This window comes from Streptomyces sp. NPDC042346, from assembly GCF_055581845.1.
Window position 1 is genome coordinate 472,587 of sequence record NZ_JBVJEH010000001.1, and the last position, 18,929, is coordinate 491,515.

Sequence of the window (18,929 nt, forward strand, 5' to 3'; positions counted from 1 at the left end):
CGGCCGCGCCAACTTCTGACAGGGTGTCAGATTTTCAGGACTTCAGATACGTCAACACCGCCAGTACCCGCCGGTGATCACCGTCACTCGGGGAGAGGCCCAGTTTCAGGAAGATGTTGCTGATGTGCTTCTCCACCGCGCCGTCGCTCACCACCAACTGACGCGCGATCGCCGAGTTCGTCCGCCCCTCCGCCATCAGACCGAGGACCTCCCGCTCGCGCGGCGTCAGGTTCGCGAGCACGTCCTGCTGCCGGCTCCGGCCGAGCAGCTGCTGCACGACCTCGGGATCCAGGGCCGTACCGCCCCCGGCGACCCGGACGACCGCGTCCACGAACTCGCGGACCTCCGCGACCCGGTCCTTCAGCAGATAGCCCACGCCCCGGCTCGAACCGGCCAGGAGTTCGGTGGCGTACTGCTCCTCCACGTACTGCGACAGCACCAGGACACCCAGACCCGGATACTCCTTGCGCAGTCGCACCGCCGCCCGGACGCCCTCGTCCGTGTGCGTCGGCGGCATCCGCACGTCCGCGACGACCACGTCCGGCAGCGCGCCCTCGTCCGCGAGCCCGGCCACCAGCTTCACCAGCGCCTCGCCGTCACCCACCCCGGCGACGACCTCGTGCCCCCGGTCGGTCAGCAGCCGGGTCAGCCCCTCACGGAGCAGCACCGAATCCTCCGCGATGACCACTCGCACCCGGTCCGTCACCTCTTGTACACCCACGTCCCACAGCCCCCTGCTCCGACGGTCGACATCGGCCCCAGCATCGCAGGAAGCGGCCCGCCCCGGGGGAGCACCCCGGGGCGGGCCGCGACGGCCGGAGCACCGCTACGCACGCCAGGGCAGCTCGACCGTCACCGTCGTCGGACCGCCCGCCGGCGAGTCCACCGCCAGCACCCCGTCCACCGCCCCGACCCGCTCGGTGAGCCCCGCCAGGCTCCGGCCCGCCGCCGCCTCCGCGCCGCCGACACCGTCGTCCCGCACCTGAAGCATCAGCCGGTCGCCGGCCCGCCACACGTCCACCCAGGCGCGCCGCGCCCGTGCGTGCTCCGTGACGTTCCGCAGGAGCTCCGAGACCGAGAAGTACGCGATCCCCTCGATCGCCGCGACCGGCCGGGCCGGCAGGTCCACGTCCACCGACACCGGGACCGAGCACCGGGAGGCCACCGACGAGAGCGCCGCGTCCAGGCCCCGGTCGGTCAGGACGGCCGGGTGGATGCCCCGGGCCAGGTCCCGCAGCTCCTTGAGGGCGACCTTCACCTCGCCGTGCGCCTCGTCGACCATCGCCGCCGCGGCCTTCGGGTCCTCCGCCAGCTTCTCCTTCGCGAGCCCCAGGTCCATGGCGAGCGAGGCCAGCCGGGCCTGCGGGCCGTCGTGCAGGTCCCGCTCGATGCGCCGCAGGTCCGCCGCGGCCGTGTCCACGACCACGCCCCGGTCCGACTCCAGCTCCGTCACGCGGGACGCCAGCCGCGACGGGCCGAGCAGCCCGGCGACGAGGAACCGGTCGACGGCGACGACCCCGCGCAGCACCCACGGCCCGATCAGGACGAACAGCAGGCCGATCAGGCTGGTCACGGCGATCTCGAAGGTGTTGTCGAGGTACATGTGGTGGGTGGCGTCCCCGTACAGCTGGATGCCGTCCTGCCCGACCCACGTGGGGAAGATCCACTGCCACAGCGGGTACGTGAAGAGGCTCCAGCCCCAGGCCCACAGCGCCACCGTCACCGAGAAGCCGAAGACGGCCCACGGCATGTGGAGGAGCGCGTACAGCAGGTGGCGCCACGACGCCCCGCTCTTCAGCATGGCCCCCATCCAGGAGAACGCCCCGCCGGTCTTGCCGCGCACCGGCTCCGGCGCCTTCACGTCGACGTCGAGCAGCGCCCGCGCCCGGGCCCGCTCGACCGCGCCGAAGCCCCGGCACATCGCGAGCGCCCCGGCCAGGATCGGCACACCGAGGAAGGTGATGAGCAGGCCGGCGCCGGCCGAGACGAAGGCGACGGAGAGCGCGAACCAGCAGACGCTCAGCGGCAGCCCGATCAGCACGTAGCCGAGGGCACGCCAGGTGCGGGCCTCGAACGGCGCGCGGATCGCGGCGGGGAGTCGGGGGGAGGCCATCACGGTCGTCCTTCTCTGCTCAAGGGAGTGGGGCGGTACGTGTTCCAGGGTTCCGTCTCGCCGCGCCCCGGACCATGAGGGGAGTGGGCGTCTCGGGGCGGGGGTTTTCCCTACCCGGGGCCTTCGGTGGGGGGCTGACGGCCGGGGGCTGGCGGCCGGACGCTGACGGCCGGGTGCTGACGACCGGGGGCTGACGACCCGGTGCTGACGACCGGGCGGTCGCGGCCCGATGCTGACGACCGGGCGGTTGCGGCCCGGTGATCACGGCCCAGGGCTCACGCGGTGGGGCGGGGGCGCCACGGCAGTTCCGCCGTGACCGTCGTCGGGCCGCCCTCCGGGGAGTCGACGACGAGGAGGCCGTCCACCGCCCCGAGCCGCTCCGCAAGACCCGCGAGCCCCGTCCCGCCGTCGAGCCGCGCGCCGCCGACACCGTCGTCGCGCACCTGGAGCATCAGCCGCTCCTCGGCCCGCCACACCTCCACGGACGCGGACCGCGCCCCCGCGTGCTTGGAGACGTTCTGGAGCAGCTCGGAGACCGTGAAGTACGCGATGCCCTCGATCGCCTCCGCCGGCCGCTCCGCCAGGTCCACCGACACCTTCACCGGCGCCGTGCAGCGCGCGGACACCGAGGAGAGCGCGGCGCTCAGCCCCCGGTCCGTGAGGACCGCCGGGTGGATGCCCCGGGCCAGGTCCCGCAGCTCCTGGAGCGCGAGCTTCACCTCGCCGTGGGCCTCGTCGACCATCGCCGCGGCCCCCTCCGGGTCCTCCAGGAGCTTCTCCTTCGCGAGCCCGAGCCCCATCGCGAGGGCGACGAGCCGGGCCTGCGCGCCGTCGTGCAGGTCCCGCTCGATGCGCCGCAGGTCCGCCGCGGCCGTGTCCACGACCACGCCCCGGTCCGACTCCAGCTCGGCGATCCGCCGCTCCAGCTCGTCGGAGGGCGACAGCAGCCCGCGGACCATGCCCCGGTCGGCGTTGGCGAGACCGCGCGAGATGAACGGCAGGACGGGCCAGAGGACGAAGAGCGAGACGAGCGTGACCGTGAACGTCACGATGCCCCAGGGCAGTCGGATCAGCCCGTACAGCTGGGTCCGCCAGGCGACCGGGTCCTTCAGCGAGGACCACAGCCAGGCGAAGAAGCCGCGGCGCCGCGGCATCCGGGACGGCTCCGCGACCCGTACCCCGAGCAGCGCGCGGGCCCGCGCCCGCTCCGACCGGCCGAGCCAGCGCGCGCCGCCGAGACCGAGGGCGAGCAGCGGCAGCCCGATCACCGTGACGGAGAGGCTCACGCCGAGCACGACGGTCACGACCGCGTAGACGAACCCGGCCAGGGCCGTGAAGAGGTTGGAGAGGAGGAAGGAGATCTCCTTCCACGTCTCCTTCCCGTAGGCGGACCGCACGGGCGGACGGGGGGCATCGGCGGAACCGGGAGATTCATGATCGGCGCTCATGGCCCCCAGCCTGCCGGTCGCGGAGCGCGCGACGCCATGGGGGAGGTGGGTGAGAGGCGGTAGGGATATCCCCACCGGGGGCTACCAAGGAGTACCCGGGGACCGCTTACGGTCCTTTTAACAGGGCCTAGACTCGCGTGCGTACAGAAGTGACCCATGAGACACCGAGACCGAGGGGCGGACGTGCGGGAACCGACCGTTGTCGCGGCCGACGCGGCGGACTACTTCCAGACGTACTCCGTCGTCGGGCTGCTCGCCGTCGTCGGCGTGCTCTTCGTCGCCGTGGCGTTCGGCGCCGGGCGACTGCTCAGGCCCGTCGTGCCGACACCCGAGAAACTCCTCACCTACGAGTGCGGTGTCGACCCCGTGGGGGAGGGCTGGGCCCACACCCAGGTCCGCTACTACGTGTACGCCTTCCTCTACGTCATCTTCGCCGTCGACTCGATCTTCCTCTTCCCCTGGGCGACGGTCTTCGCGGCGCCCGGCTACGGCGCCACGACCCTGGTCGAGATGTTCGTCTTCCTCGGCTTCCTGGCCGTGGGGCTGCTCTACGCGTACAAGAAGGGCGTCCTGTCATGGACGTAACACCGCTGCCCGCTCCGAAGCTGGGGACGCTCGCCCGCCTGGCGCCCGAGCCGATGAAGGTGGTCCTGAACTGGGGCCGCCGCTACAGCCTGTGGGTCTTCAACTTCGGCCTCGCCTGCTGCGCGATCGAGTTCATCGCCGCGTCGATGGCTCGGCACGACTTCATCCGGCTCGGCGTGATCCCCTTCGCGCCCGGGCCGCGCCAGGCGGACCTGATGATCGTCTCCGGCACGGTGACGGACAAGATGGCGCCGGCCGTGAAGCGCCTGTACGAGCAGATGCCCGAACCGAAGTACGTGATCTCCTTCGGCGCCTGCTCCAACTGCGGCGGCCCCTACTGGGACTCGTACTCGGTCACCAAGGGCGTCGACCAGATCATCCCGGTCGACGTGTACGTACCGGGCTGCCCGCCCCGCCCCGAAGCGCTCCTCCAGGGCATCCTCAAGCTCCAGGAGAAGATCGCGCGCGAGAGCCTGGCGGAGCGGTACGCGACGGCCGCGTCGACCGCGACGGCCGCGTCGGTCGCGGAACTGACCAGCCCGCTGACGCCGCCGCCGGGAGACAGGTCATGAGCACGTACGACTCCCTCCCCGACTCCGTCACGGAGATCTTCGGCGAGGAGGCGACGGCGGAGCAGGCGTACGACCTGCTGACCGTCGACGTCCCGCCGGCCTCCTGGATCGAGGCCCTCACGACGGCCCGCGACGAGCTGGGCTGCACCTACTTCGACTGGCTGAGCGCGGTCGACGAGCCGGGCACGGGCTTCCGCGTCTGCGCGCACGTGGTGGCCCTCACGGCCGGCCACGCCCCGCGCCGCCTGCTCGTCCGGACGACGGTCCCGCACGAGGCCCCGGCCCTCCCGACGGCGATCGGCGTGTACGCGGGCGCGGGCTGGCACGAGCGCGAGACCCACGAGATGTTCGGCGTGGACTTCACCGGCCACCCCCACCTCGTCCCGCTCCTCCTCCCCGAGAACTTCGAGGGCCACCCCCTCCGCAAGGACTTCGTCCTCGCGGCCCGCGTCGCGAAGGCGTGGCCGGGTGCGAAGGAGCCGGGCGAGTCCCACGACGGCGGAGGCCCGAAGCGCCGCCAGATGCTCCCGCCGGGCGTGCCGGACCCCAACGAGTGGGGCCCCCAGAAGGGCCAGCTCCCCCCGGCCCCGGCCCGCCCGGCCCGGGCGGCCGCGGGCGACCGCCCCGCCCGCCGCACCCGCTCGGTGACGGAGGGCTCGGCGACCCAGCCGACCCCGGAGGCCGGCGCGCCGGTACGCCGCTCCCGCTCCGTGACGGAGGGCTCGGCAAGCCAGACACCCGCGACGGAGGCCCAGCCGGGCACCCCGGAGCCCGGAACCCCGCCCACGACGCGCCGCTCCCGCACGGCAGCGGACGGCTCGGCGAGCCAGGCGGCCCCGGAAGGGGACGCGCCGGCGGAGGCCCCGCCCGCGGCGCGCCCGCCGCGCCGCTCCCGCACGGCGGCCGACGGCTCTGCGAGCCAGGCGCCCCCGGAGCAGGGCGCGACGACGGACGCCACCCCGCGCACCCGCAGCGCGGACGCCCCCTGGCACCACGCCCGCCCGGCCTTCGACGAGAAACCACAGAACCCGGAAACCCCGACAGCCCCGGCCACCGCAGCCGAGCCCCCGGCCGCCCCGGCGGCGGAGCCGACCGAGGCACCGGGCACCCCGGCGGAGCCCGAGGCACCGGCCACCCCGGCCGAGCCCGCCGCCCAGCCCGAGCCCGGCCCCCAGCCCGACGCCCCCCAAGCCCCGCCGCCCGCAGGGCGGGAAGAGGCGATCGAACCGACCGAACCCACCGACCCCGCCGGAGGCGACCCCGCGTGAACGACGCACTCGACGTCGCCGTCCGGCTTCTGATCGTCTTCGGCGTGTTCCTCGTCCTGCCGCTGGTCGTCGGGCAGACCGAGCACAAGGTCATGGCCCACATGCAGGGCCGCCTCGGCCCCATGTACGCCGGTGGCTTCCACGGCTGGGCCCAGCTCGTCGCCGACGGCGTGAAGTTCGCGCAGAAGGAGGACGTGGTCCCGAAGGACGCGGACCGGCGGATCTTCCAGCTCGCGCCGGCCGTCGCCCTCCTCCCGTACCTCCTCGTCCTCGTCGCGATCCCGATCGGGCCGAGCGAGGGCGCCGTCGGCCAGGTCGTCGACGCGGGCATCTTCTACGTGCTCGCCGTGATGGGCATCGGCGTGCTCGGCAGCCTCATGGCCGGCTGGGCGTCCGCCAACAAGTTCTCGCTGCTCGGCGGTCTCCGTACCGCCGCCCAGCTGCTCGCCTACGAGCTCCCGATGCTGCTCGCCGCCGCGTCCGTCGCGATGGCCGCCGGCACCGTCTCCCTCCCCGGCATCCTGAACGCCTTCGAGTGGTGGTGGCTGCCCTGGCAGATCGTCGGCGCGATCGTCTTCTTCGTCGCCGGTCTCGCCGAGCTCCAGCGGCCCCCGTTCGACATGCCGGTCGCCGACTCGGAGATCATCTTCGGCGCGTACACCGAGTACACCGGCCTCCGCTTCGCGCTCTTCCTGCTCGCCGAGTACGCCGGCATCGTCGTCCTCTGCGGTCTCACCACCGTCCTCTTCCTCGGCGGCTGGCACGGCCCCTTCGGCGGTGACGGACTCGGCTGGGTCTGGACGCTCCTCAAGACCGCCGTCCTCGCGTTCGTCGTGATCTGGCTGCGGGTGACCTACCCGCGCCTGCGCGAGGACCAGCTCCAGAAGCTCGCCTGGACGACGCTCGTCCCGCTCGCCCTCGCGCAGATCGCGCTCACCGGCATCGTGAAGGTGGCGATCCAGTAACCATGCCTCCCATCCCCGGCTCCGGCCTCGCCAAGGGCCTCGCCGTCACGCTCCGCACGATGACGCGGAAGACCGTCACCGCGCAGTACCCGGACGTCCAGCCCGAGCTGCCGCCCCGCACCCGCGGGGTCATCGGACTGTTCGAGGAGAACTGCACGGTCTGCATGCTCTGCGCCCGTGAGTGCCCCGACTGGTGCATCTACATCGACTCCCACAAGGAGACGGTGCCGGCCGCCGCCCCCGGCGGCCGCGAGCGCAGCCGGAACGTCCTCGACCGCTTCGCCATCGACTTCTCGCTCTGCATGTACTGCGGCATCTGCATCGAGGTGTGCCCCTTCGACGCGCTCTTCTGGTCGCCGGAGTTCGAGTACGCGGAGACCGACATCCACGAGCTGACCCACGAGCGCGACAAGCTCCGCGAGTGGATGTGGACGGTCCCGGAGCCGCCCGCGCTCGACCCGAAGGCGGAGGAACCGAAGGAGATCGCCGCGGCCCGCAAGGCGGCGGAGAAGGCGGCCGAGAAGGCGGCGGCGGAAAAGGCCGCAGCCGCCGAGGCCCAGGAGGAACAGCAGTGATCCTGGCAGCACAAGCGGCCGCGGAGGCCCCCGGCTTCCTCTCGCCCTCCGGCGTCGAGATCGCCTTCCTCCTCGTCGGCCTCGTCACCCTCGGCGCCGCCGTCGTCACCGTCACCACGCGCCAACTCGTCCACGCCGCACTCTGGCTGGTCGTGGCGCTCGGCGGGCTCGCCGTCGAGTACCTGCTCCTGACCGCCGAGTTCATCGCCTGGGTGCAGGTCCTGATCTACGTCGGCTCCGTCGTCGTCCTCCTGCTCTTCGGCCTCATGCTCACCAAGGCCCCCATCGGCCGCTCCCCGGACGCCGACTCCGGCAACCGCCCGGTCGCCCTCGGCGTCGCGCTCGCCGCCGCCGTCGCGCTCGTCTGGGTCGTCGTCGACGCGTTCCGTACGACCTGGATCGACCTCGACGGAGCCGTCCAGGGCTCCACCGAGGTCACCGGCGCCACCCTCTTCAAGCACTGGGTGCTGCCCTTCGAGGCCCTCTCGGTGCTCCTCCTGGCCGCGCTGGTCGGCGCGATCGTCCTCTCCCGCAAGAAGGAGCAGGAGCGCTGATGCACCTCGCCTATCCCGCGGTCCTCGCCGCCCTCCTCTTCTGTGTCGGCGTGTACGGCGTCCTCGCCCGCCGCAACGCGATCCTGGTCCTGATGTCCGTCGAGCTGATGCTCAACGCCGTCAACCTCAACCTGGTCGCCTTCGACGTGTGGCTCCGCGACACCCTGCACGCCGGGCAGGCCCTCACCCTCTTCACCATCGCCGTCGCCGCCGCGGAGATCGGCATCGGTCTCGCGATCGTCCTGATGGTCCACCGCAACCGCGGCACCGCGGACGTCGACCGCCTCCGCGACACGGCGGAACGGCCGGAGTCCCCGGACGGGGCATCCGACACCGACGCACCCGCAGACGACACGCCCCACGGCGAGAAGGCCGAGGCCACCGCGTGACCACCACGACCCTCGCCGTCCTCGTCCCCCTCCTCCCGTTCCTCGGCTCCGTCGCCGGACTCCTCCTGGGCCGCACCGCGCCCGGCTTCGTCCGCCCGCTCGCCGTGCTCCCGACGCTCGCGGCGGCCGTCCTCGCCGTCCTCGTCGCCGCCCGCCAGGGCGGGGGCAAGCCGATCGTCGCGGCCACCGAGCTCACCCCGACCGGTTCGGTCCCCATCGACCTGGCCCTCTACATCGACGGCTTCGCGGCCCTCGTCGCCGTCCTCGTCGGCGTCGTCGCGACCTGCGTGCAGATCTACTCGACGGGCTACCTCCGCGACGACCCCCGCTACCCGTCGTACGCCGCGCTCGTCTCCCTCTTCACCTCCGCGATGCTCCTCGTCGTCTACTCCGGCGACCTGATGGTGCTCCTGGTCGGCTGGGAGATCATGGGCATCTGCTCGTACTTCCTCGTCGGCCACTACTGGGAGACGCCCGAGGCGCGGGCCGCCTCCCTCAAGGCCTTCCTCGTCACCAAGCTCGGTGACGTCCCCTTCCTCATCGGTCTCTTCGCGCTCGCCACCGACGCGGGCACCTTCCGCATCACCGGTGTCCTCGGCACCGTCGCGAGCGGCGGCCTCGACCACCCCACCCTGATCGCGCTGCTGCTGCTCGCGGGCGTGGCCGGCAAGTCCGCCCAGTTCCCGCTGCACACCTGGCTCCCGGACGCGATGGCCGGCCCCACCCCCGTCTCCGCGCTCATCCACGCGGCGACGATGGTCGCCGCCGGCATCTACTTCACGGCCCGGCTGCTGCCCGTCTTCGCCGCCTCCGCCGCCGCGATGACCGTGCTCGCGGTGATGGCCGCGATCACGATGGTCGGCTCGGCACTGGCCGCGCTCGCCCAGGACGACATCAAGCGGGTCCTCGCCTACTCGACGATCGGCCAGCTCGGCTACATGGCCGGCGCCCTCGCGGTCGGCGACCGCGGGGCCGCCGTCTTCCACCTCATCTCGCACGGCGCCTTCAAGGCGCTCCTCTTCCTCGCCGCCGGCACCGTCATCCACGCCGCCGGGACGAACTCGCTCACCGCCATGTCCCGCATGAGCGGCCTCGCGAAGCGCATCCCCGACGCGTACTGGACGATGACCGTCGCCCTCCTCGCGCTCGCCGCGATCCCGCCCTTCGCCGGCTTCTTCTCCAAGGACGCCGTCCTCGTGGCCGCCGAGCACACCGCGCTCGGGGACCAGACCATCCAGCCGGCCCCCGCCGGGGCCGGCTGGACCGTCCTCGTCGCCGGGCTGCTCACCGCGCTCCTCACCGCGGCGTACGCGCTCCGCCTGTGGCTGCGGACCTTCCGCGGCCGGGGCGCCGAGGCCCCCGACCACGGCCGCCAGCCGATCGCCATGACGACCGTCCTGTGGGTCCTCGCGATCCCCTCCCTGGGCTTCGGCCTTGCCGTCACCTACCTGGACGACTGGTTCGACGGCCACCCGCTCACCCCGACCGTCACCACGGCCGTCCTGGGCACGGGCCTCGCCGTCGCCGGAGCCGTGATCACCTACGCGGTCTGGCGCACCCTCGCCGCGAGGACCGCCGTCGTACGGCCCCCGGCCCCGCACGTGGCCCACCCGGACGCCGACGCCGGTCTGGTCGAGGCCGAGGCGCTGCACCTGCCGCACCCCGCCGAGGACCCGGCCGACCCCGGCCGCGCCCTCCTGGGCCCGCTGTACGCCCCCGCCGCCGACGGCTTCCACCTGGACGCCGTCTACCGGGCCGCGTTCGTCCGCCCCGTCCTCGCCGCCGCCTCCCTGGTCCGCTTCCTGGACCGCGAGGTCGTCGACACCTACGTCCGCGCCGCGGGCAACTCCGCCCAGGGCCTCGGCTGGCTCGTCCGCCGTGCCCAGACCGGCAACGTCCAGACCTATCTGAGCGCCCTGCTCGCCGGCTCCGTCGTCCTGGTGATCGCCGCAGTCGCCCTCGCCAACGCCGTCGCCGGAGCGTGAGCCGTGATCGATATCAGCGAATCCGTGATGCAGTTCCTTCTCGCGTTCACCGTCGTCGGCCCGCTCATCGGCGCGGCCGCCGCTCTCCTCCCGGCCCCGCCGGGGCTGAAGGGGAAGTCCCCGGACCAGGCCGTGCTCCGCCACGGCGTCACCGTCACCGGCGTGATCCTGCTGGCCGCGATCGTCCTCGCGGTCGGCTTCGACCACGACCAGCCGTCGAGGATGCAGGCCACGACGGACATCGCGTGGATCCCCGCACTCGACGTGCGCATCCACCTCGGCATCGACGGCATCTCCCTCCCCCTCCTGGTCCTGACCGCGCTGCTGACCTTCCTCTGCGCGCTGTACAGCTACTTCAAGATGCCCGCGGGCCCGTCCCCGAAGGCCTTCGTCGCGCTCCTGCTCGTCCTGGAGTCCGGCACTCTCGCGACCTTCGCCGTCCTCGACCTCGTCCTGTTCTTCCTGGCCTTCGAGATGGTCCTCGTCCCGATGTACTTCCTCATCGCCCGCTGGGGCGGCGAGGGCAGGCGGGCCGCCGCCTGGAAGTTCATCCTCTACACGCTGCTCGGCTCCGTCGTCATGCTGCTCGGCCTGCTCCTCATCGGCGTACAGGCGGGCACGTTCGACATGGTGGCACTCGCCTCTGACAACGGCCGTGAACTGACCACGTCCGTGCAGGTCACCGCCGTTCTCGCGATCGGTCTCGGGCTCGCGGTGAAGACCCCGATGTGGCCGCTCCACAGCTGGCTCCCGGACGCCCACACCGCCGCCCCGACCGTCGGCTCCGTCCTCCTCGCCGGCGTCCTGCTCAAGATGGGCACGTACGGCTTCGTCCGGATCCTCCTGCCGATCGCCCCCGACGGCATGCGGACCTTCGCGCCCTACCTCGCCGCCTTCGCCGTCGCCGGGATCATCTACGGATCGCTCGCCTGCCTCGCGCTCGTGCGCCCCGGCGCCAAGGGCGACCTCAAGCGCCTCATCGCGTACTCCTCCGTCGGCCACATGGGCTTCGTCCTCCTCGGCATCGCCACCATGACCCCCACCGGGGTCAACGGCGCCCTCTTCGCCAACATCGCCCACGGCCTCGTCACCGGCCTGCTCTTCTTCCTCGTCGGCGCCCTGAAGGACCGGTACGGCACCGCCGACCTCGACACCCTCGCCGGCGCCACCGGGGCCGCCCTCTACGGCCGCGCCCCGCGCCTCGGCGCCCTCCTCGCCTTCGCCGCCGTCGCCTCCCTCGGCCTCCCCGGCCTGGCCGGCTTCTGGGGCGAGATGCTGGCCCTCTTCGGCGCCTTCGACCCGGCCCCGGGCCTCAGCCGCCCCGCCTTCCTCACCTTCATGGCGATCGGCGCGTTCGGCACCCTCCTCACCGCCGCCTACCTCCTCCTCGTCGTCCGCCGCGTCTGCATGGGCGGCCCGCGGCCCGCGGGGGAGACGACGATCGCCGACGTCCAGGGGTACGAGTTCGCCGCCTGGACCCCGCTCGTCGCCCTCACCGTCCTCGCCGGACTCTGGCCCGCCGTCCTCCTCGGCCTCACCGACCCGGCCGTCCAGCAGCTCCTCGCCGGAGGCACCCGATGACCCCAGTGACGGCACTCGCCGGTGAGTCGCTCGTCCAGTCCGTCGACTGGCTCACGATCGCGCCCCCCACCCTGACGGCCGTGGTCGCGCTCGTCGTCCTCGTCGCCGACCTGTTCGTCCCCCCGGAGCGCAAGCGGCTCCTCGGCTGGACCGCGATCGGCGGCCTCGTCGCCGCCCTCGCGCTCCTCGTCCCGCTGCGGGCCGGCGACCGCTCCACCTTCTGCCTCACCGCGGAGGCCCAGGCCCAGGGGCACGCGGGCGCGTGCAGCTACACCGCCGACCACTTCACGCTCGTCATCCAGCTGCTCGTCCTCGGCGGCGCGCTGCTCACCGCGCTCCTCTCCCTGGACCAGACCCGCGAGAAGCTCCCCGCCGGCGAGTTCTGGTTCCTGCTGCTCTCCTCGGCCGCCGGCGCGGCCCTGCTGCCCGCCTCCCGCGACCTCGCGACCCTCGTCATCGCCCTCGAAGTGGCCTCGCTGCCCGCCTTCGCGCTCGTCGGCCTCAAGCGCGGCGACCGCATGTCCGGCGAGGCCGCCCTCAAGTTCTTCCTCTCCTCCGTCACCGCGACCGCCGTCACCCTGCTGGGCGTCAGCTTCGTGTACGCGGCGACCGGCACCCTCCACCTCACGGAGATCGCCCAGCGCCTCGACTCCGTCCCCGGGCAGCTGGAAACGCTCGCCCAGGCGGGCGTGGCCCTCACCCTCGTCGGCTTCGCCTTCAAGACGGCCGCCGTCCCCTTCCACTTCTGGGTCCCCGACACCTACGTCGGCGCCCCGCTGCCCGTCGCCGCCTACCTGTCCGTCGTCGGCAAGGCCGTCGGCTTCACCGGGCTCATCCTGGTGACGGTCGTCGCCTTCCCCTCGTACGCGGACGTCTGGGGCCCGGCGCTCGCCGTCCTCGCCGCGCTCACCATGACCGCCGGGAACGTCGCCGCCCTCCGCCAGGTCTCCACGCGCGCGTGGAGCGCGGTCCGGCTGCTCGCCTGGTCGTCCGTCGCCCAGGCCGGCTACCTCCTGGTGCCGATCGCCGCCGCCGCGTACGCCGACGACGAGCAGGTCGGCGCCACCGTCGCGTACGCCCTCATGTACGCCGTCGTGAACCTCGGTGCCTTCGCGGTCGTCGCCTTCGTCGCCCGGACCCGCCCCGAGAACCGGATCGCGGACTACCGGGGCCTGTACGCGGCCAGCCCGGTCACCGCCCTCGCGCTCGGGTTCTTCCTCCTGAATCTGGCCGGTTTGCCCCCGGGTATCATCGGCCTCTTCGCCAAGGTGACCGTCTTCTCGTCGGCCGTCGACGCGGGCCTCGGCTGGCTGGCCGTGGTGATGGGCGTCAACGTCGTGATCGCGCTGTACTACTACCTGCGCTGGACGGCGCTGCTCTTCCGCGCGCCGGTGGGGGCCCCCGTCCCCCACAAGGCCTCCGGGCCGGTCACCCTGGCGATCGCGCTGACCGCCGCCGCCGGAGTCGTGCTGTCGGGCTACCCGCAGTTCGCCCTCCGCTTCGCGGCGGACGGCCTCTTCTGACCCCCCATACAGCCCCCCCACAGAGAAACACCGAGGAGCAACACCCCGTGCTGAACGGATTCAAGGACTTCATACTTCGCGGGAACGTCATCTCGATGGCCATCGGTCTGGCCGTCGGAACCGCGTTCACGGCCGTCGTCACGGGCTTCAGCAAGGCCTTCATCACCCCGCTCATCGGTCTCGCGACCGGCTCCGTCGGCGACTTCAGCGAGGCCAAGTTCAGCGTCGGGAAGACCGTCTTCCCCTACGGCCTCGCCATCTCCGCCGCCATAGCGTTCGTCATCACCGCCGCGGTCCTCTACTTCCTGATCGTCGCCCCGCTCGCGAAGGTCCAGGAGAGGTTCGCCAAGGAGGAGGCGGCCGACCCCAAGGCCGAGAAGCGCGACTGCCCCCGCTGCTTCACCGAGATCCCGGCCATCGCCTCCCGCTGCGCCCACTGCACCAGCGAGGTCGAGCCCACCGCCGTCACCCTGGAGAAGCTCGCCGTCCCGGCGGCCCGCTGACGAGCCCCTTCACCCGAACGGCCCTGGAGCCTGCCCCCGCCGCCCCGGTACGGCCGGGGGAACCCGAGCCTCCCGCCTGGCGTTGACCAGTACGGGAGGGTCCACTGGACGAGTGGACCACCACGAAGCAAAGGGTTCCCCTGCCGCACCACTTGGAGGGCGTACCGTGCACCGCCGGCACAACGGGCTGAGGACCGCGGTCCTCCTCGGAGGGCTCTCCGCCCTCATCATCGTCATCGGCAGCTTCTTCGGACGGACGGGGCTGATCGTCGCGCTCTTCGTGGCGCTCGGCACCAACGCGTACGCGTACTGGAACAGCGACAAGCTGGCGCTGCGGGCCATGCGGGCCCGACCGGTCAGCGAGTTCGAGGCCCCAGCGCTGTACAAGATGGTGCGCGAGCTCTCCACGCAGGCCCGCCAGCCGATGCCGAGGCTCTACATCTCGCCGACCCAGGCGCCCAACGCCTTCGCCACCGGCCGCAACCCGCGCAACGCCGCCGTCTGCTGCACCGAGGGCATCCTCGCGATCCTCGACGAGCGCGAGCTGCGCGGGGTCATCGGCCACGAGCTGAGCCACGTCTACAACCGGGACATCCTCATCTCCTCGGTCGCCGGAGCACTCGCCTCCGTGATCATGTTCCTGGTCAACTTCGCCTGGCTGATCCCGGTCGGCCGCTCCAACGACGACGACGGCCCGGGACTCCTCGGCATGCTGCTGGTCATGATCCTCGGCCCGATCGCCGCCTCGGTGATCCAGCTCGCCATCTCCCGCTCCCGCGAGTACGAGGCGGACGCCTCCGGAGCCCAGCTCACCGGTGACCCACTCGCCCTGGCCAGCGCCCTGCGGAAGCTGGAGGCGGGCACCAAGCAGCTGCCGCTGCCGCCCGAGCCCCGGATCGAGACCGCGAGCCACATGATGATCGCCAACCCGTTCCGCCCCGGTCAGGGCATGTCCAAGATGTTCTCCACCCATCCGCCGATGGCCGAGCGCATCGCCCGGCTCGAACAGATGGCAGGTCCCCGCTCGTGAAGACCATCCTCAACATCATCTGGCTCATCCTCTGCGGATTCTGGATGTTCCTGGGCTACATGCTCGCGGGCGTCCTCCTCTGCATCACGATCATCGGCATCCCCTTCGGCCTCGCCGCGTTCCGCATCGGCCTCTACGCCCTGTGGCCCTTCGGATACACGGTCGTCGACCGCCGGGACGCCGGAGCCCCCTCCTGCATCGGCAACGTGCTGTGGCTGATCCTCGCCGGCTGGTGGCTCGCCCTCGGCCACATCGTCACCGGCATCGCCCTCTGCATCACGATCATCGGCATCCCGCTCGGCATCGCGAACTTCAAGCTGATCCCCGTCTCGCTGCTCCCCCTCGGCAAGGAGATCGTCCCCACGGACCAGGCGTACGCGGCCCGCTGATGCAGTACCCCCGCTACGCGCTGGTGCCCGCCCCCGGAGATCCCGCCCCCCACGTCCTGGCCCTCTGCCAGGACGTGGCGGGCCTCTTCGCCGAACCCGCCCGGCCCGCCCGCGTCCGCTACGAGCTCCGCGGCTGCGAACCCCGCGGCGAGCTGGGCCGGGCCGTCACCCAGGCGGTCGTCGAGGGCACGGCCCCCTTCGGCACGCTCGTCGTGGACCTCCACGGCACCCGATGGGCCCTCGCCGACACCCGGGTCCTCGGCATGCGCGGCGACGTCGTCACGGTCGAGGCCGCCGGCGAGCCGCGCCGCGCCCACCACGCCGCCGACCCGGTCCCGTGCGGCAACCTGATCCCGGTCACGCGCGCCGCACCCGAGGAGGAGACCCACACCGACGTCACCTTCGTCGGCTGCTCCCCGCGCGGCGCACTCCGCGACGCCCTCGCCGCGGGCGCGGAGGAGTTCCGCGAGGTGCGCTACCAAGGCCTCACCCGGATCGGGAACCAGCACCACGAGGGCGAGGCCGGCCGCATCACCGGCTGGGACACCTCCGCCCGCCACCGCGGCCTCCTCGACCTCACCCTGTCCTTCCCCCGTACGCGCCTGGTGCCGCCCGCGACCGGCGAGATATGGGACCTGTTCTGGCACGCGAGGCCCACCGAGCCCGGCACCTGGCGGCGGTTCACCGGCGCGGCGCGCGGCGAGTGGCTGGACCGGGCAGCGGCCCACGGCTCGTACGGCGCCCCGGAGCTCGTCCCCGGCGCCACGTACCACCTCGACGGCACCGACGTCGTCGACGAGGACTCGTTCCGGTGCGCTCTGGGGGAGGCCGTGCTCGGCGCCGGCCGCTGCTTAGGCGCGGGAAGCTCCGGGGCGACGGTCGAGGAGCTGGCCGGCACGACCGTCGTCTGGCACCACGCCGACGTGGCCCGCGCCTGCCTGGGCGTCCTGCCCTACAGCGGGCACCGCCCGCCGACCTTCCAGGAGCTCGCCGACGACCTCAGGGACGCGGGGGTACGGCTCGTCCTCGACTGACCGCCCACGCCACGACGCCCGCCGCGAGGACCCCGGACCCCGCGAGGACCGACCCGAGCGGCAGCGCGAAGGCGAGCACGGTGCAGCCGACGAACCCGAGCGCGGCGAGCGGCCGGCTCCGGCCGCCCAGGGTCCAGGCGGAGGCGTTCGCGATGCCGTAGTAGACGAGCACGCCGAACGACGAGAAGCCGATCGCGCCCCGCACGTCCACCGTCGCCGCGACCACGGCCACCACCGCGCCGACGGCGAGCTCCGCCCGGTGCGGCACCCGGAAGCGGGGGTGCACGACGGCGAGCCCGGCCGGCAGGTAGCCGTCCCGCGCCATCGCCAGGGTCGTCCGGGACACCCCGAGGATCAGCGAGAGCAGCGAGCCGAGCGCGGCGACCGCCGCGCCCACCGTGACGAGCGGCACCAGCCACCCCGCGTCCGCCGCGCGGGCCGCGTCGGCGAGCGGCGCGGGGGAGTCCGCCAGGGCGGCGGGACCCAGGACGGCGAGCACGCTCACCGTGACCGCCGCGTAGACGGCGAGCGTGATCCCGAGGGCCACCGGCACCGCCCGGGGGATCGTGCGGGCCGGATCGCGGACCTCCTCGCCGAGCGTGGCGATCCGCGCGTACCCCGCGAACGCGAAGAAGAGCAAACCCGCGGCCTGGAGCTCCGAGCCCGCCAGCACCTCCCCGGCGAACGCGGCGGAGGACACCTCGCCGGCTTCGAGGGAGACCGTGACGACACACGCGAGGACCGCGAGGACCACCGCCACGACGACCCGCGTGAGCAGCGCCGACTTCTGAACTCCCCGGTAGTTCACGGCCGTCAGGGCCACCACGGCGGCGACCGCCACCGCGTGCGCCTGAGCGGGCCACACGTACGTCCCGACGGTCAGTGCCATCGCCGCGCACGAGGCGGTCTTGCCGACGACGAACGCCCAGCCGGCCAGGTACCCCCAGAACGACCCGAGGCGTTCGCGACCGTACACATAGGTGCCGCCGGAGGCCGGGTAGAGGGCGGCGAGCCGGGCGGAGGCCATGGCGTTGGCGTACGCGACGACGGCGGCGATCCCGAGCGCCCACAGGAGCCCGGCCCCGGACCCGGCCGCACCGGCAGCGGGCCCGAGCGCCACGAAGATCCCGGCCCCGATCATCGAGCCGAGCCCGATCACGACCGCGTCGAAGACGCCGAGCGACCGGCGCAGTTCCTCTGCCACGCCCTCAGCCTAGGGGGCGGTCAGCAACCGGTCTCGCGCAGTGTGATGTTGAGCCGCCCGGCCAGGCCGAGCGCCGGATCGGCCGTCCCCGGGTGGACCGTGGGCACCCCGTGATGGACCCACCGCGAGGCCCCGCCGAAGACGAAGAGATCACCGGAGGCCAGGTCGACGTCCCGGTAGGGCCGGCCGCGGTTCTCCGCGTTCCCGAACCGGAAGACGCACCGGTCCCCGAGGCTCAACGACACCACGGGAGCCCCGGACCGCTCCTCCTTGTCCTGGTGCATGCCCATCCGCGCGCCCGGCCCGTAGAAGTTCACGAGCGCCGTGTCAGGGGAGAAACCCGCGTGCTCCCCGTCCTCCCCGTACGCCTCGACGACCGCCTCCCGCCCCAACGCGGCCAGCCAGTCGGGCAGTTCGACGCCGACCGAGTCGAGATAGCGGTACGGCTCCCACTGCCGGCCCAGGCACAGCGACCGCACCGACATGACGCCCCCGCCCGGCAGCACGGTCCGCCGGTACGACACCGGCCCCCGCCCCCACTCCCGGCAGGCGTCCACCAACTCCCGCTGCCGCGCGGGCGGCAGCCACCCGGGCACGTGCACGGCCCCGGGCGCGACGACGGCCCGCTCGCGAGGGAAGAGCCCCTCGCTCACGCGGACCGCTCCAGGGCGCCCTCAAGCCCGAGGAGCCGCTCCTTCCGCTCAAGGCCGGCGGCGTACCCGCGCAGGCTTCCGTCGGCCCCGATCACCCGGTGGCAAGGCCGCACCACGAGCAGCGGGTTGCGCCCGATCGCGGTGCCCACGGCCCGCACCCCGGCCCCGGACGAGCCGACGAGCCGGGCGACGTCCCCGTAGGAGACGGTCGTGCCGTACGGGATCTCCTCCAGCGCCCGCCAGACGCGCCGCTGGAACTCCGTACCGACGCCCGGGTCGTACGGGACGTCGAACCGGTCCCGGCGGCCGGCGAAGTACTCGCCGAGCTGGCGCGCGACGTCCTCGAACGCCTCGGGCGCGCACGTCCAGCCGTCCTCGACCTCCACGCCGCCCTTCTGCCCCGGCAGGGACAGCGAGCGCAGCACGGCACGGCCCCCTTCGGCGAGCCGCCCGACCAGCAGCATCTCGCCCAGGGGGCCGTCGACGTACGCGTACACGGTCATGACTGGTTCCTCTCCCCGCACGGGCCTTCCACGATCCAGTGTGCGGGGCCCGCCG

Annotated in this window: 20 protein-coding genes; 14 read left to right on the top strand and 6 right to left on the bottom strand. The window is 73.0% G+C overall.

The window, feature by feature from the left end; translation table 11 throughout:
* Positions 1–34 precede the first annotated feature (34 nt).
* The 3 genes from ACZ6K0_RS02245 to ACZ6K0_RS02255 form a co-directional block, all read right to left on the bottom strand.
* Positions 35–694, bottom strand: a complete 660-nt coding sequence (locus tag ACZ6K0_RS02245; RefSeq protein ID WP_056652441.1) for a response regulator transcription factor — start codon at positions 692–694, stop codon at positions 35–37.
* A 132-nt stretch (positions 695–826) separates the two neighbouring features.
* Entirely contained in the window at positions 827–2,113 is a 1,287-nt protein-coding gene (locus ACZ6K0_RS02250) for a sensor histidine kinase (RefSeq protein WP_376408700.1), read from the bottom strand.
* A gap of 275 nt (positions 2,114–2,388) precedes the next feature.
* Positions 2,389–3,561 carry a sensor histidine kinase gene (locus ACZ6K0_RS02255; RefSeq protein ID WP_376408697.1) on the bottom strand — a complete coding sequence of 391 codons (1,173 nt, stop codon included), beginning with the start codon at positions 3,559–3,561 and terminating at the stop codon, positions 2,389–2,391.
* A gap of 156 nt (positions 3,562–3,717) precedes the next feature.
* On the opposite strand from ACZ6K0_RS02255, the gene ACZ6K0_RS02260 reads away from it, so the two are divergent.
* From ACZ6K0_RS02260 to ACZ6K0_RS02325, 14 genes are all read left to right on the top strand, one after another.
* Complete coding sequence (locus tag ACZ6K0_RS02260) at positions 3,718–4,146, top strand: NADH-quinone oxidoreductase subunit A (protein ID WP_189800433.1); 429 nt, start codon at positions 3,718–3,720, stop codon at positions 4,144–4,146.
* Positions 4,137–4,718 carry an NADH-quinone oxidoreductase subunit B gene (locus ACZ6K0_RS02265; protein WP_469229307.1) on the top strand — a complete coding sequence of 194 codons (582 nt, stop codon included), beginning with the start codon at positions 4,137–4,139 and terminating at the stop codon, positions 4,716–4,718. The genes ACZ6K0_RS02260 and ACZ6K0_RS02265 overlap by 10 nt, the downstream gene beginning before the upstream one ends.
* Positions 4,715–5,986: an NADH-quinone oxidoreductase subunit C gene (locus tag ACZ6K0_RS02270; protein ID WP_469229309.1), complete on the top strand. Its 1,272-nt coding sequence runs from the start codon at positions 4,715–4,717 to the stop codon at positions 5,984–5,986. The genes ACZ6K0_RS02265 and ACZ6K0_RS02270 overlap by 4 nt, the downstream gene beginning before the upstream one ends.
* Positions 5,983–6,951, top strand: coding sequence for a complex I subunit 1/NuoH family protein (locus tag ACZ6K0_RS02275; protein ID WP_376408688.1), 969 nt, complete (start codon positions 5,983–5,985; stop codon positions 6,949–6,951). The genes ACZ6K0_RS02270 and ACZ6K0_RS02275 overlap by 4 nt, the downstream gene beginning before the upstream one ends.
* Before the next feature lie 2 nt (positions 6,952–6,953).
* Complete coding sequence (locus tag ACZ6K0_RS02280; protein ID WP_376408685.1) at positions 6,954–7,526, top strand: NuoI/complex I 23 kDa subunit family protein; 573 nt, start codon at positions 6,954–6,956, stop codon at positions 7,524–7,526.
* The gene (locus ACZ6K0_RS02285; protein ID WP_376409012.1) at positions 7,526–8,080 is read left to right on the top strand and encodes an NADH-quinone oxidoreductase subunit J family protein; all 555 of its coding nucleotides are present in this window, start codon (positions 7,526–7,528) and stop codon (positions 8,078–8,080) included. The genes ACZ6K0_RS02280 and ACZ6K0_RS02285 overlap by 1 nt, the downstream gene beginning before the upstream one ends.
* Complete coding sequence (nuoK, locus tag ACZ6K0_RS02290; RefSeq protein ID WP_376408683.1) at positions 8,080–8,469, top strand: NADH-quinone oxidoreductase subunit NuoK; 390 nt, start codon at positions 8,080–8,082, stop codon at positions 8,467–8,469. Before ACZ6K0_RS02285 ends, nuoK begins: the two co-directional genes overlap by 1 nt.
* Positions 8,466–10,454 carry an NADH-quinone oxidoreductase subunit 5 family protein gene (locus ACZ6K0_RS02295; RefSeq protein WP_469229313.1) on the top strand — a complete coding sequence of 663 codons (1,989 nt, stop codon included), beginning with the start codon at positions 8,466–8,468 and terminating at the stop codon, positions 10,452–10,454. Before nuoK ends, ACZ6K0_RS02295 begins: the two co-directional genes overlap by 4 nt.
* Positions 10,455–10,481: 27 nt before the next feature.
* A complete protein-coding gene (locus ACZ6K0_RS02300) occupies positions 10,482–12,035 on the top strand; it encodes a complex I subunit 4 family protein (RefSeq protein WP_376409010.1) in 1,554 nt (517 codons plus the stop codon).
* Positions 12,032–13,558 carry an NADH-quinone oxidoreductase subunit N gene (locus ACZ6K0_RS02305; RefSeq protein ID WP_469229315.1) on the top strand — a complete coding sequence of 509 codons (1,527 nt, stop codon included), beginning with the start codon at positions 12,032–12,034 and terminating at the stop codon, positions 13,556–13,558. Before ACZ6K0_RS02300 ends, ACZ6K0_RS02305 begins: the two co-directional genes overlap by 4 nt.
* A gap of 47 nt (positions 13,559–13,605) precedes the next feature.
* Positions 13,606–14,061 carry a large conductance mechanosensitive channel protein MscL gene (mscL, locus tag ACZ6K0_RS02310; protein WP_469229317.1) on the top strand — a complete coding sequence of 152 codons (456 nt, stop codon included), beginning with the start codon at positions 13,606–13,608 and terminating at the stop codon, positions 14,059–14,061.
* 166 nt (positions 14,062–14,227) lie between these two features.
* Positions 14,228–15,091 (top strand): zinc metalloprotease HtpX, encoded by an 864-nt coding sequence (htpX, locus tag ACZ6K0_RS02315; protein WP_376408671.1) that lies wholly within the window; start codon positions 14,228–14,230, stop codon positions 15,089–15,091.
* Positions 15,088–15,480, top strand: a complete 393-nt coding sequence (locus ACZ6K0_RS02320) for a YccF domain-containing protein (RefSeq protein WP_376408668.1) — start codon at positions 15,088–15,090, stop codon at positions 15,478–15,480. Before htpX ends, ACZ6K0_RS02320 begins: the two co-directional genes overlap by 4 nt.
* Positions 15,480–16,514 carry a barstar family protein gene (locus ACZ6K0_RS02325; RefSeq protein ID WP_469229319.1) on the top strand — a complete coding sequence of 345 codons (1,035 nt, stop codon included), beginning with the start codon at positions 15,480–15,482 and terminating at the stop codon, positions 16,512–16,514. The genes ACZ6K0_RS02320 and ACZ6K0_RS02325 overlap by 1 nt, the downstream gene beginning before the upstream one ends.
* On the opposite strand, the gene ACZ6K0_RS02330 is transcribed toward ACZ6K0_RS02325, so the two are convergent.
* From ACZ6K0_RS02330 to ACZ6K0_RS02340, 3 genes are read right to left on the bottom strand one after another with little or no spacing between them, the layout of a single operon-like run.
* Positions 16,480–17,718 (bottom strand): APC family permease, encoded by a 1,239-nt coding sequence (locus tag ACZ6K0_RS02330; protein WP_376408662.1) that lies wholly within the window; start codon positions 17,716–17,718, stop codon positions 16,480–16,482. The two genes, ACZ6K0_RS02325 and ACZ6K0_RS02330, sit on opposite strands and share 35 nt — an antisense overlap.
* A gap of 20 nt (positions 17,719–17,738) precedes the next feature.
* Positions 17,739–18,371, bottom strand: coding sequence for an alpha-ketoglutarate-dependent dioxygenase AlkB family protein (locus tag ACZ6K0_RS02335; RefSeq protein ID WP_469229321.1), 633 nt, complete (start codon positions 18,369–18,371; stop codon positions 17,739–17,741).
* Positions 18,368–18,874, bottom strand: a complete 507-nt coding sequence (locus ACZ6K0_RS02340; RefSeq protein WP_376408656.1) for a methylated-DNA--[protein]-cysteine S-methyltransferase — start codon at positions 18,872–18,874, stop codon at positions 18,368–18,370. Before ACZ6K0_RS02340 ends, ACZ6K0_RS02335 begins: the two co-directional genes overlap by 4 nt.
* Positions 18,875–18,929: the final 55 nt, after the last annotated feature.

Coding starts and splice junctions, on each gene's coding strand:
- ACZ6K0_RS02250 (WP_376408700.1), bottom strand. CDS start 2,113: ATGGCCTCCCCCCGACTCCCCGCCGCGATCCGCGCGCCGTTCGAGGCC.
- ACZ6K0_RS02255 (WP_376408697.1), bottom strand. CDS start 3,561: ATGAGCGCCGATCATGAATCTCCCGGTTCCGCCGATGCCCCCCGTCCG.
- ACZ6K0_RS02260 (WP_189800433.1), top strand. CDS start 3,718: ATGAGACACCGAGACCGAGGGGCGGACGTGCGGGAACCGACCGTTGTC.
- ACZ6K0_RS02265 (WP_469229307.1), top strand. CDS start 4,137: ATGGACGTAACACCGCTGCCCGCTCCGAAGCTGGGGACGCTCGCCCGC.
- ACZ6K0_RS02270 (WP_469229309.1), top strand. CDS start 4,715: ATGAGCACGTACGACTCCCTCCCCGACTCCGTCACGGAGATCTTCGGC.
- ACZ6K0_RS02280 (WP_376408685.1), top strand. CDS start 6,954: ATGCCTCCCATCCCCGGCTCCGGCCTCGCCAAGGGCCTCGCCGTCACG.
- nuoK (WP_376408683.1), top strand. CDS start 8,080: ATGCACCTCGCCTATCCCGCGGTCCTCGCCGCCCTCCTCTTCTGTGTC.
- ACZ6K0_RS02300 (WP_376409010.1), top strand. CDS start 10,482: ATGCAGTTCCTTCTCGCGTTCACCGTCGTCGGCCCGCTCATCGGCGCG.
- ACZ6K0_RS02305 (WP_469229315.1), top strand. CDS start 12,032: ATGACCCCAGTGACGGCACTCGCCGGTGAGTCGCTCGTCCAGTCCGTC.
- ACZ6K0_RS02325 (WP_469229319.1), top strand. CDS start 15,480: ATGCAGTACCCCCGCTACGCGCTGGTGCCCGCCCCCGGAGATCCCGCC.
- ACZ6K0_RS02340 (WP_376408656.1), bottom strand. CDS start 18,874: ATGACCGTGTACGCGTACGTCGACGGCCCCCTGGGCGAGATGCTGCTG.